At 73.5% G+C, this 12,257-nt stretch carries 9 protein-coding genes; 6 read left to right on the plus strand and 3 right to left on the minus strand.

The features are described from left to right. The first annotated feature begins 82 nt into the window (after positions 1-82). The 4 genes from gatC (at position 83) to QSK20_RS21185 (ending at position 6,008) form a co-directional block, all read left to right on the plus strand. Positions 83-388 (plus strand): Asp-tRNA(Asn)/Glu-tRNA(Gln) amidotransferase subunit GatC, encoded by a 306-nt coding sequence (gene gatC / locus QSK20_RS21170; protein ID WP_088980289.1) that lies wholly within the window; start codon positions 83-85, stop codon positions 386-388. Between the two features lie 145 nt (positions 389-533). After that, positions 534-2,009 (plus strand): Asp-tRNA(Asn)/Glu-tRNA(Gln) amidotransferase subunit GatA, encoded by a 1,476-nt coding sequence (gene gatA, locus QSK20_RS21175; RefSeq protein ID WP_285790337.1) that lies wholly within the window; start codon positions 534-536, stop codon positions 2,007-2,009. Between the two features lie 14 nt (positions 2,010-2,023). Beyond that, on the plus strand, positions 2,024-3,517 hold the full coding sequence (gatB, locus tag QSK20_RS21180) for an Asp-tRNA(Asn)/Glu-tRNA(Gln) amidotransferase subunit GatB (RefSeq protein ID WP_285790338.1): 1,494 nt from the start codon (positions 2,024-2,026) through the stop codon (positions 3,515-3,517). 115 nt (positions 3,518-3,632) lie between these two features. Further along, the gene (locus tag QSK20_RS21185) at positions 3,633-6,008 is read left to right on the plus strand and encodes a thiamine pyrophosphate-binding protein (RefSeq protein WP_285790339.1); all 2,376 of its coding nucleotides are present in this window, start codon (positions 3,633-3,635) and stop codon (positions 6,006-6,008) included. Positions 6,009-6,170: 162 nt separating this feature from the next. On the opposite strand, the gene QSK20_RS21190 is transcribed toward QSK20_RS21185, so the two are convergent. Together QSK20_RS21190 and QSK20_RS21195 are read right to left on the minus strand one after the other, a co-directional pair. Next, complete coding sequence (locus tag QSK20_RS21190; RefSeq protein ID WP_285790340.1) at positions 6,171-7,703, minus strand: metallophosphoesterase; 1,533 nt, start codon at positions 7,701-7,703, stop codon at positions 6,171-6,173. An 84-nt stretch (positions 7,704-7,787) separates the two neighbouring features. Next, positions 7,788-9,023 carry a PQQ-dependent sugar dehydrogenase gene (locus tag QSK20_RS21195; RefSeq protein ID WP_502888970.1) on the minus strand — a complete coding sequence of 412 codons (1,236 nt, stop codon included), beginning with the start codon at positions 9,021-9,023 and terminating at the stop codon, positions 7,788-7,790. Between the two features lie 62 nt (positions 9,024-9,085). On the opposite strand from QSK20_RS21195, the gene QSK20_RS21200 reads away from it, so the two are divergent. Beyond that, positions 9,086-10,777, plus strand: a complete 1,692-nt coding sequence (locus QSK20_RS21200) for a hypothetical protein (protein ID WP_285790342.1) — start codon at positions 9,086-9,088, stop codon at positions 10,775-10,777. A gap of 18 nt (positions 10,778-10,795) precedes the next feature. Beyond that, positions 10,796-11,719, plus strand: a complete 924-nt coding sequence (locus QSK20_RS21205) for a 2-hydroxyacid dehydrogenase (protein WP_285790343.1) — start codon at positions 10,796-10,798, stop codon at positions 11,717-11,719. A 7-nt stretch (positions 11,720-11,726) separates the two neighbouring features. Here QSK20_RS21205 and QSK20_RS21210 read toward each other — a convergent pair whose 3' ends face one another. After that, positions 11,727-12,116 carry a PH domain-containing protein gene (locus QSK20_RS21210; RefSeq protein WP_285790344.1) on the minus strand — a complete coding sequence of 130 codons (390 nt, stop codon included), beginning with the start codon at positions 12,114-12,116 and terminating at the stop codon, positions 11,727-11,729. Positions 12,117-12,257: the final 141 nt, after the last annotated feature.

Consider the following 12,257-nt stretch of genomic DNA (forward strand, 5'->3'; position numbering starts at 1 on the left):
TCGCTCGGGTCACCACGCGGGCAGTCGACCCCGCGGTCGGCGTACCGCCCGAATCAACAGCACCAGCACGAAGGGGGCACCGATGGCCGCCATCTCCCGCGAGGAGGTCGCGCATTTGGCGCGCCTGTCGCGGCTCGCCGTCACGGAGGAGGAGCTGGACACGTTCGCCGGCCAGCTCGACGTGATCCTCCAGGCCGTCGCCCAGGTCGGCGAGGTCGCCGCCGCGGACATCCCGCCGACCTCCCACTCGGTGCCGCTGACGAACGTCCTGCGGGAGGACGTCGTCCGGCCCGGCCTGACCCCGGACGAGGCGCTGTCGGGCGCACCCGACGCCGAAGAGCAGCGGTTCCGCGTCCCGCGGATCCTGGACGAGGATGTGGCGTCATGAGCGAGCGCAGCGAGCGAATCGGAACCGTCGATGTGTGCTCAGGGCGCCGGCGAGCGGAGCGAGGTGGCGCCATGAGCGAGCGCAGCGAGCGAATCAGCGGCACCGGTGTGCGTCAGGGCGCCAGCGAGCGGAGCGAGGTGGCGGCATGACCGACCTGACCCGGATGACCGCCGCCGACCTGGCCGGTCTGGTGGCCAGCGGGGAGACCTCCGCCGTCGAGGTGACCCGGGCGCACCTGGACCGGATCGCCGCCGTCGACGAGCGGGTGCACGCCTTCCTGCACGTCGACACCGAGGGTGCGCTGGCCGCCGCCCGTGCCGTGGACGAGCGGCGGGCCGCCGGCGAGGAACTCGGCCCGCTGGCCGGCGTTCCGGTCGCGGTCAAGGACGTGCTCACCACGAAGGGCGTGCCGACCACCGTCGGCTCGAAGATCCTCGAAGGCTGGCGTCCGCCGTACGACTCGACCATCGTCGAGCGGCTCCGGTCCGCCGGCACGGTGATGCTCGGCAAGACCAACATGGATGAGTTCGCGATGGGCTCCTCCACGGAGTACTCCGCGTACGGTCCGACCCGCAACCCGTGGGACCTGGACCGCATCCCGGGCGGCTCCGGTGGCGGCAGCGCCGCCGCGCTCGCCGCGTACGAGGCCCCGCTGTCGATCGGCTCGGACACCGGCGGCTCGATCCGGCAGCCGGGCGCGGTCACCGGCACCGTCGGCGCGAAGCCCACCTACGGCGGCACCTCCCGGTACGGCCTGGTCGCCTTCTCCTCCTCGCTGGACACCCCCGGCCCGTGTGCCCGTACGGTGCTCGACGCGGCGCTGCTGCACGCGGTGATCGGTGGCCACGACCCGCGCGACTCCACCTCCATCCCGCAGCCGGTGCCCGACGTGGTGGCCGCCGCGAAGCGCGGCGCGACCGGCGACCTGACCGGCGTTAAGCTCGGTGTGGTCACCGAGTTCTCCGGTGACGGGGCCGAGCCGGGCGTGCTCGCCGCCTTCCGGGACGCGGTCGAGGCGCTCACCAAGCTCGGCGCGGAGATCGTCGAGGTCTCCTGCCCGCACTTCAGGTACGCGCTGCCGGCGTACTACCTGATCGCCCCGAGCGAGTGCTCGTCCAACCTGGCCCGCTTCGACGGGGTCCGGTTCGGTCTGCGGGTCGGCGACGACGGCAACCGCTCGCTGGAGGAGGTCATGTCGCTGACCCGCGACGCCGGCTTCGGCCCCGAGGTCAAGCGGCGGATCATGCTCGGCACGTACGCCCTGTCGTCCGGCTACTACGACGCCTACTACGGGCAGGCGCAGAAGGTCCGGACGTTGATCACCCGGGACTTCACCGCCGCCTTCGAGCAGGTCGACGCACTGATCTCGCCGACCACCCCGTTCGTGGCGTTCCCGATGGGCGCGCGGACCTCCGACCCGTACCAGATGTACCTGGCGGACCTCTTCACCATCCCGTCGAACCTCTACGGCGGGCCGGGCATCTCGGTGCCCTGCGGGCTCTCCGAGGGGCTGCCGGTGGGGCTCCAGGTGATGGCCCCGACCATGGCCGACGACCGGATGTACCGGGTCGCCGCCGCGCTGGAGTCGGCTGTCGGCACGTTCACCCCACCGGCACTGTGAGTCAGGAGCGTCAGATGACCACGACCCTGCCCGCGTACGACGACGTCGTCGCGCGCTACGAACCGGTGATCGGCCTGGAGACCCACGTCGAGCTGGGCACGAACACCAAGATGTTCTGTGCCTGCCCGACCGACTTCGGCGGCGAGCCGAACACCCGGGTCTGCCCGGTCTGCCTGGGCCTGCCCGGCTCGCTGCCGGTGGCCAACAAGGCGGCCATCGAGGCGACCATCCGGATCGGCCTCGCGCTGAACTGCTCCATCGCGTCCTGGTGCCGGTTCGCCCGGAAGAACTACTTCTACCCGGACATGCCGAAGAACTTCCAGATCAGCCAGTACGACGAGCCGCTCTGCGTCGACGGCTACCTGGACGTCGAGGTGAACGGCGAACTGGTCCGGATCGGCATCGAGCGGGTGCACCTGGAGGAGGACACCGGCAAGACGCTGCACGTGGGCGGTTCCGGCCGGATCCACGGGGCCACCGAGTCGCTGGTCGACTACAACCGGGCCGGCATCCCGCTGGTGGAGATCGTCACCAAGCCGGTTCCCGGCACCGGGGCGCTCGCCCCGGAGGTGGCCCGCGCGTACGTCACCGAGCTGCGCGACGTGATCCGCTCTCTCGGCGTCTCCGACGTCCGGATGGAGGAGGGCTCGCTGCGCTGCGACGTCAACACCTCGCTGAGCCGGCCGGGCGAGGAGTGGGGCACCCGCACCGAGACCAAGAACGTCAACTCGCTGCGCGCGGTGGAGCGGGCGGTCCGCTCCGAGATGCTGCGCCAGGCGATGGTGCTCGACTCCGGCGGCCGGATCGTCCAGGAGACCCGGCACTTCCACGAGGACACCGGGGACACCACGTCGGGCCGGTCGAAGGAGACCGCCACCGACTACCGCTACTTCCCCGAGCCGGACCTCGTCCCGCTCGCCCCGGACGCGGCCTGGGTCGCCGAGCTGAAGGCGGCCCTGCCGGAGCTGCCCCGGCTGCACCGCCGCCGGCTCCAGCAGGAGTGGGGGATCTCCGACCACGACATGCAGTCGGTGCTCAACGCCGGCGCGGTCGAGCTGATCGAGGCGACGGTGGCCGCCGGGGCCACCCCGGCCGCCGCCCGCAAGTGGTGGCTGGGCGAGCTGTCCCGGCGGGCCAACGAGGCCGGTGTGGAACTGGCCGACGTCGGGGCCACCCCGGCCCAGGTCGCGGAGCTACAGGGGCTGGTCGACGCGGGCAAGCTCAACGACAAGCTGGCCCGGGTGGTCCTGGAGGGCGTGGTGGCCGGCGAGGGCACCCCGACCGAGATCATGACCAACCGCAACCTGGAGGTCGTGTCGGACACCGGCGCGCTCACCGCCGCGGTCGACGAGGCGATCGCCGCCAACCCGGACATTGCGGAGAAGGTCCGCAGCGGCAAGGTCGCCGCCGCGGGCGCCCTGGTCGGCGCGGTCATGAAGACCACCCGCGGCCAGGCCGACGCCAAGACCGTCCGCGAACTGGTGCTGGCCCGCCTCGGCGTCTCCTAGCCGGCGTTGGTCGCCCGCTCGTTTCGTGCCTGCAGGGGCCCCTTGTTCGACAGAAACAGGTAACAGGGGGCCCCTGCTCACACCCCACCACCACCCCCTCGGTAGGAGTTCAACGGTGAACGTCCACCCCTTGCGTCCCGACGTCGACCTCGACGTGCTCGACGAGATCCAGCGGCGGGTGCTCTGGCTCGCCACCCGGATCGTGGACGCCGCCAACCACGACCGGCGCACCGGGGACGGCGTGAAGGTGGGCGGGCACCAGGCGTCCAGCGCCTCCCTGGTCACCGCGATGACCGCGCTGTGGTTCGCCCACCTGGACGCCGCCGACCGGGTCGCGGTCAAGCCGCACGCCTCGCCGGTGTTCCACGCCATCCAGTACCTGCTGGGCAACCTGGACCGGTCGTACCTGCCGAAGCTGCGGGCCCGGGGTGGGCTCCAGTCGTACCCGTCGCGCACCAAGGACCCGGACGAGGTGGACTTCTCCACCGGCTCGGTCGGCCTCGGCGCGGCGGCACCGCTCTTCGCGGCGGTCACCCGGCGGTACGTCGACGCGCACTTCGGCCCCCGCCCGCACTCCCGGTTCGTCGCGCTGATCGGGGACGCCGAGCTGGACGAGGGGAACATCTGGGAGGCGGTCGCCGATCCGGCCACCACCGCTCTGGGCAACGTGACCTGGCTGGTGGACTTCAACCGCCAGTCACTGGACCGGGTGGTGCCCGGGGTGCGGATCAACCAGTGGCGCGGCCAGTTCGAGGCGGCCGGCTGGCACGTCGTCGAGGTGAAGTACGGCCGGCGGCTCGCCGAGGCGTACGCGCGGCCGGGCGGCGCGGCGCTGCGCGACTGGATCGACGCGATGCCGAACGAGCAGTACCAGTCGCTGTTCGGGCTGGCCGGGGAAGCCCTGCGGGCCCGCTTCCTGGACGGCGCGCCCGAGGGCATCGAGGCGCTCATCGCCGACGTCTCCGACGAGGAACTGGGTCCGCTCGTCACCGACCTCGGCGGGCACGACCTGGCCGCCATGCTCGACGCGTACGCCCAGTGCGACGCGGTCACCGACCGGCCGAGTGTGATCTTCGCGTACACGGTGAAGGGCTGGGGACTGCCGATCGCCGGCAACCCGCGCAACCACTCGGCGCTGCTCGGCACCGAGCAGGTCGACGCGCTGCGCACCGCGCACGGCCTGACCACGGACACCGAGTGGGACCGCCTCGACCCGGCCTCGCCGGCCGGGATCTGGGCCAACGCCCGCCGGGAGGCGCTGGCCCGACCGCCGCGCGAGCGGGCGCTGCCGGTCACCGTCCCGGAGACCACCCGGGTACGCGCGAACAAGCCGATCTCCACCCAGGAGGTCTTCGGCCGCGTGCTGGTCGACCTGGCCCGGCACGAGGAGGTGGGCCGTTACCTGGTCACCACCGCCCCGGACGTGGCCACCTCGACCAACCTCGCCGGCTTCATCAACAAGACCGGGGTGTTCGCCCCGACGAAGCAGCGCTCCTGGTCGGAGGACCGGATGCTGCGCTGGGAGCAGCACCCCGCCGGGCAGCACATCGAACTGGGCATCTCCGAGATGAACCTGTTCCTGCTGCTCGGCCAGCTCGGGCTGTCCTGGGACCTCTCCGGCCAGCCGCTGCTGCCGGTCGGCACGGTCTACGACCCGTTCGTGCTGCGCGGGCTGGACGCCTTCCTCTACGGCACCTACTCCGGTTCCCGGTTCGTGGTGGCCGGCACCCCGTCCGGGATCACCCTCGCCCCGGAGGGCGGGGCACACCAGTCGACCATCACCGCCTCGGTCGGCCTGGAACTGCCCGGCGTCACCTTCGTCGAGCCGGCGTACGCGACCACGCTCGACTGGTTGCTCTGCGACGCGCTCGGCCAGATCGCCCGGGGCGACGCGCCGACCTCCACCGCCGCGCCGGTCGAGGACGGCGCGTACTACTTCCGGCTGAGCACCCGCCCGATCGACCAGGCCCCGTTCGAGGCGGCCCGCGCCCGGCTGGGGGACGCGGTGCTGCGCCGGCAGGCGGTCGCCGGGGCGTACCGGCTCATCGACGCGCACCAGGCGCATCCGGAACTGGCCGACGCCCCGGTGGTGCACCTGGCCGCCTCCGGCGCGGTGCTGCCGGAGGTGCTCGCCGCCGCGGCCGAACTGGCCGAGGAGGGCATCGCCGCGCACGTGGTGGACGTGACCTCGCTGGACCGGCTCTACCGGGCCTGGCAGCGCACCCTGCGGCAGGGGGTCCGGACGGCGACCGTGCCGAGCGTGCCGGGCGTGCTGCGGGCGGCGTTCGGCGACCGGGCCCCGGTGGTCACCGTGCAGGACGCGGCCTCGCACGCGATGGCCTGGCTCGGCTCGGCGCTCGGGGTGCCGGCGGTGCCGCTCGGCGTGGACGAGTTCGGCCAGTCCGGCAGCGTCCACGACCTGTACGAGCTGCACGACCTGCTGCCCGGCAGCATCGTCAACGCCGCCCTGGCCGCCCTCTCCCTGCGCTGACCTCTCCCTGCGCTGACCTCTCCCTGCGCTGACCGCCTCCGGCCACATCCGCTGCGGGCCCCACCCGCGGGGGTCGTCCTCCGCCTGACCGGGTGGCCGGCAGTGTGGTAGCGGAGGGTGACCGGTCCTGGTGGGTGACGGCCGGGTCGGTGGCGGTCGGAGTCAGCGGGTCGGGGTGGGCGTGACCGGGACGTCCGCGCCCGCCTGCGGGTCCCGGACCACCCGGCGTTCCAGGTTCACCTGCGCCTGGCCGGTGCCGCCGACGGTGATGTCGTCGTACGCCTGGAGCAGCTTGTTCTCGTCGAAGTAGAGCACGCTCATCGACAGCGGCGTCGGCTCCTCGCCCTCCAGCCCGCGCAGCCCGGCCCCGCCGGTGGAGCCCTGCACCATGAGCTGGGTCGGCGTCTTGCCGTCCTGCTGCGGCAGCTTGGAGACCTGCCGGTTGTGGGTGTGGCCGGAGAGCACCAGGGGGCAGGTGCCGGAGAGCGGGCCAGCCGACGCCGGGTCGTGCACCAGCGCGATGTTCACCGGCGTCGGCGACTCACGGACGGTGGTGGCCAGCTTCTCGCCCGTGCTGATCACCTGGTCGGCGGTGGGCCGGTCGAGACCGCCGGCGGCGGGGGCGGTGCTCTTGTCCGGGGTGAAGCGCGGGTCGCCGATGCCGGCGATGGTCAGCCCGGCCACCGTCGTGGTCGTGTTGTCCAGCACGATCGCGTTCGGCTGGCGGGCCACGGCGGCGGCGGTCCGCCCCGAGTCGTGGTTGCCCCGGATGTAGACGTACGGCTTCTTGAGCAGCCCGATCGAGCCGACGTAGTTCGCCTCCGGCTCGCTGCCCCAGTCGGTGATGTCGCCGGTGTCGATCACCACGTCGATGTCGAACTGCTCCACCACGGTGCGGATTAGCTGCCAGCCGGTCGGGTTCAGGTGCATGTCGGAGACGTGCAGCACCCGGGTGGTGTTCGGGGCCGGCTCGTACACCGGCAGCGCCGAGACGGTGGTGTAGAGCTGGCTGACGTTGCCCACCAGCCGCTGGAGCTGCTCGGCGTACTTGGTGTAGTCGTTGGCGATCCGCCGGGCGTCACCGACGATGGCGGGGGCGTTGACCAGCAGCCCCTCGTACCGGGGTTCCTCGATCGACTGCGGCCGGAGGGTGGACGCGGCGACGCCGAGGCTGCCCGCGGTGACCACCAGCGCCAGCCCGCCGGCCCAGGCCGTACGGCGGGTGTCCCGGAAAGCCAGCCCGGCCAGGACCAGGGTGACCAGGACGGCCGCGCCGACGGTCCGCAGGCCGAGGCGGAACACGCCGTTGCGGACGTCCTCGACGGCGGACTGGCTGGCCCGGTTGATGCTCGCCGGATCGTCGATCAGCGCCTCGACCCGTCCCTGGTCGAGCGCGCCCAGCTCGACGTCGAGGTGGGCCGGCCCGTCGTGGCTGTCCAGCAGGAGGGCACCCAACGGTGGGATGTCGACGGTGGTGCCGCCACTGAGCGCCGGGGTCAACACCATCCGGGCCCGGAACGGCCCGATGTCGGTGTCGACCTGACCGCCGGCGAGGACGCCGAGCAGGGCGCCGGTCAGGCTGACCGTCAGGATCGCCAGCACCACCCCGAACCGACGGAGCGTGCCGACCCACTTCCGCCCGGGGAGACGACCGTCCCCGGTGCGCTGTCGCGTGTTCTCGTCGTGCCCGTCCATGGTGAGATTCTGACCTGCCCCAAAGGGGATCTTGGCAAACCCGGGGGTTGCCGCCCTGCCGTGGCCCGAGGATGTTTCCCCAGGTCAGCTGCGGCCGGCTCCGCCACCGGCGAAGACCAGCCGGAGCAGGCGGTCGTCCTCCGGTTCCGGATCACCCCGGCCGTCGTGGTTGGAGGTGCTCACCCAGAGTGAGCCGTCGGGCGCGGCGGCCACCGCCCGCAGCCGACCGTACCGGCCGGTGAGCAGTTCCCGGGGCTGACCGAGCACGGTGCCGGTGTCGGTCAGCTCGACCAGCCAGAGCCGCTCCCCGCGCAGGCAGGCGGTGGCCAGCAGACGCTCCTCCACCACCGCCGCCCCGGAGCAGGACGCCTCCCCGGTGCCCCACTGCACGATCGGGTCCCGGTAACGGCGGTCGCCGGCCTTTCCCTCGACCTCCGGCCAGCCGTAGTTGCCACCCTTGGTGATCAGGTTGACCTCGTCCCAGGTGTTCTGCCCGAACTCCACGGCGTACATCCGTTTGCCGGCGTCCCAGGTGATCCCCTGCACGTTGCGGTGGCCGATCGACCAGACCGGCGAGTTCGGGTACGGGTTGCCGGGGGCGGGCTTCCCGTCGGGTGTGATCCGGAGGATCTTGCCGCCGAGGCTCTTGACGTCCTGCGAGAGCGGCCGGTCACCGCCGTCGCCGGTGCTGGCGTAGAGGAAGCCGTCCGGGCCGAAGGCGAGGCCGCCGCCGTTGTGCACGCCGGCGACCGGGATGCCGGTGAGGATCGGCGTCGGCGTCCCGCCGAGGGTGAACCTGACGATCCGGTTGTCCCGCTCGGTGGAGTGGTACGCGAAGACCGTCCGGTCGGTGGCGTAGTTGGGGGAGACGGCGACGCCGAGCAGACCGCCCTCGCCGGACGCCTCGACGTCGGCGATGGTCTGCACCGGGGTGACCTTCAGCCCATCCGGCCCGGACTCCGGCCCCACCTGGAGGATCCGGCCGTTGTCCCGCTCGGTGACCAGGGCTCCGCCGTCCGGCAGGAAGGCGATCGCCCACGGCACCCGCAGTCCCTTGGCCAGTACCGTCGCCACCACCTCCGGACCGCCCTCGCTGCCGGCGGTCGCCGACGGCGTCGGGAAGGTCGGGGGTTCGCCGGCCGGGTCGGGTTCCGGCTCGCCGAGGCTGCATCCGGCGGTGACCAGCAGCAGTGTTGCGCAGGACGCCGCAGCCGTCGCACGCAGGCGGCCGATGCGGGGGTACGGGAGACGAGCGCTCACCCGGACCAGACTAGCCGCTCGCCGGACGGGGCTCCGGTACGCGATCCAAGGCCCTAACATGAAACACGCTGACAAAAGCGGATATGTCAGCTGGTAGGCCCCGCCCTTGCGAGACTCCAGCCGTGGTGCTCACTGACCGGCCGGTACGGCCCGTACGGTTCGGCACGGCGGTCCGGCCCCGGGTTTCGCCCGCCCGGACGGCCCTCGTGCTCGGTGCGGCCGGGGTCGCCTACCGGCTGGCGGCGCTCCTGGCCGGCCTGCCCCCGACCAACAGCGACGAGGCGGTCACCGGCCTGGTCGCGTTGCACGTCGTGCAGGGCCGTGAGTTCCCGCTCTTCTTCTACGGGCAGCACTACATGGGGGCGTTGGAGGCGTACCTCGCCGCCCCGCTCTTCGCGGTCGCCGGTCCGGGCGTGGTCGCGCTGCGACTGCCGAACCTGGCGCTCTACGCCCTGTTCCTCGTCCTGGTGTGGCAGCTCGCCCGCCGGCTCTACCACCCGTGGTTCGCCACCGCCGTGGTCGGTCTGCTCGCCCTCGGCTCGGACCGGATCCTCAAGAACCAGTTGATCGCCGGGGGCGGCTACCCGGAGATGAACCCGGCCGGGGCGCTGCTCGTCCTGCTCGCGGTGCTGCTGGGCCTCGGCGTCGTACGCCGCCGCGCGTCGGCCTTCGCCGTCTTCGGCCTGGTCGCCGGCCTCACCCTCTGGGACGACTGGCTGGTCCTGCCGTACGTGGCCGCCGCCGGGGCGCTGCTGCTCGCCGGTGCCGGCCGGGACCTGGTCGGGCGCGGCGGGGCGGCCCTGGCCGCCGGGCTCGCCGTCGGGCTGCTGCCGATCGTGGCGCACAACCTCACCGCCGCGCCGGAGCACCGCTCGCTCGCCGCCTACCGGCAACTCGGCGGGGGTACGCCCGGCGACTGGGTCGACCGGCTGCACGGCGGTGTGGTGTTCGGGCTGCCGATGGGGACCGGCTTCTGCCCACCCGGTCGGTGCGCCGGCTGGCAGCTCTGGTGGGGGGTGGCCGCTCCGCTGCTGCTGGCCGTGGCCGGGCTGCTCGCCCTCCGGGCGCTGTGGATCCTGCGTCCGGCGTCGCTCCGACGTGGGGTCCTGTGTTCGGCCTCACCCCGACGCGGGGTCCTGGGTCCGGCCTCGCCCCGACGCGACGACGGGGTCCACACAGCGCGGATCCGACAGGGCGGACGGCTGGCGTTGGTCGGTGCGGCGGCGGTGAGCCTGGCCGCGTACGCCGGCAGCGCCGCCGCCGGCGACACCCCGGTGGAGAGTTCCCGCTACCTGTCCTGCCTGCTCATCTCCCTGCCGGCGCTGCTCTGGCCGCTGTGGGTGGCCGCCGGCAACCACCTGCTCCCCGCCGCCGCGCGGCTCACGGCCTGGGCCGGGCTGGCGGCGGTGGCCGGCAGCGCGGTGCTGGCCACCGGAGCCCTGGTCGCGGACGCGGACACCCTGACCCGCGCCGACGAACGACGGCGGGACCTCGTCGTCGCCCTCGACCGGCTCGGCGTCCGCGACTTCTACGCCGACTACTGGACCTGTTACCCGGTCGTCTTCGCCACCCGGGAACGGCTGGCCTGCGGGGTGATCCGGGACGACCTGCGTGCCGGTTGGGACCGGTATCCGGCGTACCCGGCGCGGGTGGCCCGGGCCGACCGGGTGGCGTACGTGTCGCCCACCGGCACGGCGTTGAGCCGGGCGGTGGCCGACCACCTGGCCGCCACCGGCACGCCGGTCACCCGGACGACCGTCCCCGGTTACGACATCCACCTGCCCGCCGCCCCGGTGGGCCTGCCGCTGCGCTGACGGCTAGGGTCGGCGAGCGTGAAGGTATGGATCCCGCACGAGCAGGGCCGGGCCCTGGTCGACCAGCTGCCCGGTGTCACCGTCGAGGTCGCCGAGAGCCCGGACCGGCTGCCGGGCGACCCGGCCGGGGTGCGGTTCTGGGTGCCACCGTTCCTCTCCACCGGGAACGTGGTCGAACTGGCCGGCAAGCTGCCCGACCTGGAGGTGGTGCAGCTGCTCAGCGCCGGGGCGGACGCCTGGGTCGGCCGGCTGCCGACCGGGGTGACCCTCTGCGACGCCCGGGGCGTGCACGACTCCGCCACCGCCGAGTGGGTGGTCACCGCGATCCTGTCCCGGCTGCGCGGCTTCGACACCCTCGCCCGCGCACAGGGCCGGCGCGAGTGGGCGTACGGCGAGGTGGCCCCGACCGACGAACTGGCCGGCAAGCGGGTGCTGATCGTCGGCGCCGGCTCGATCGGTGCGGCGGTACGGGCCCGGCTGACGCCGTTCGAGGTGAGCTTCACCCTGGTCGCCCGGACCGCCCGCCCCGACGAGGGCGTGCACGGCGTCGACGAGCTGCCCGCGCTGCTGCCGTCGGCGGACGTCGTCGTACTGCTGGTGCCACTGACCGGGGCGACCCGGGGCCTGGTCGACGCGGCCTTCCTCGCCGCGATGCCCGACGGGGCCCTGCTGGTGAACGCGGCCCGGGGACCGGTGGTCCGCACCCCGGCGCTGGTGGCCGAGCTGACCACCGGTCGGATCGCCGCCGCCCTGGACGTCACCGACCCCGAGCCGCTGCCGGCCGACCACCCGCTCTGGGAGCTGCCCAACGTGCTGATCACCCCGCACGTCGGGGGCTCGGTACGCGGCCTGCTGCCCCGCGCCTACCGGCTCGTGGCCGGGCAGCTGCGTCGGATGGTGGCGGGCCAGCCGCTGGAGAACGTCGTCACCGACGGCTACTGACGGCGGGTCAGTCCTCGGCGCGGCCCGGGGCGGCCGGGAGGGCCTGGTTGGTGACCGCGACGAGCCGGGGCAGGTCGGCCCCGCGCACCGCCGGCAGGGCCACCCGCTCGCCGTCGTCGAGCCGGGCGACCGCCCGCCCCTTCGGGTCGGCGGCCAGTTCGGCGATCCGCGCCCAGGGCAGTCGACGCTGCCCGAACAGCGCGCGGACGCGGACCTCCCGGGGATCGGCGTCGGTGCCGGCCCGCCACGCCCAGACGGCGACCACCAGCGGGACGAGCAGCACCGGGAGGAGGTACCACCGGGCGTCGGCGATCGGCAGCGCGCCGATGAAGGCGACCACCGCGGCGACCAGGATGGCCTGGCTGTGCCGGAAACGGAGAGTGTCGGTGCGGCTCACCCCTCGATGATTCCACCCGTCGGGAGGAGCCCCGGCGTCGGGCGGCCCCGTACCGGCCGGCCGGATCGCGGCGTCCCGCGCGGCCGGGGCGGCGCGGTGACCGGGGTCACGGTCGGTGGGGCATAACCGGCTGCCGGTCGG

This window comes from Micromonospora sp. NBRC 101691, from assembly GCF_030269285.1.
Classification (GTDB): Bacteria; Actinomycetota; Actinomycetes; order Mycobacteriales; family Micromonosporaceae; genus Micromonospora; species Micromonospora echinospora.

Excerpts from the sequence above, each read along its gene's own strand:
- gatB (WP_285790338.1), top strand. The coding sequence starts at position 2,024 with ATGACCACGACCCTGCCCGCGTACGACGACGTCGTCGCGCGCTACGAA.
- gatA (WP_285790337.1), top strand. The coding sequence starts at position 534 with ATGACCGACCTGACCCGGATGACCGCCGCCGACCTGGCCGGTCTGGTG.
- gatC (WP_088980289.1), top strand. The coding sequence starts at position 83 with ATGGCCGCCATCTCCCGCGAGGAGGTCGCGCATTTGGCGCGCCTGTCG.
- QSK20_RS21195 (WP_502888970.1), bottom strand. The coding sequence starts at position 9,023 with ATGTTAGGGCCTTGGATCGCGTACCGGAGCCCCGTCCGGCGAGCGGCT.
- QSK20_RS21190 (WP_285790340.1), bottom strand. The coding sequence starts at position 7,703 with ATGGACGGGCACGACGAGAACACGCGACAGCGCACCGGGGACGGTCGT.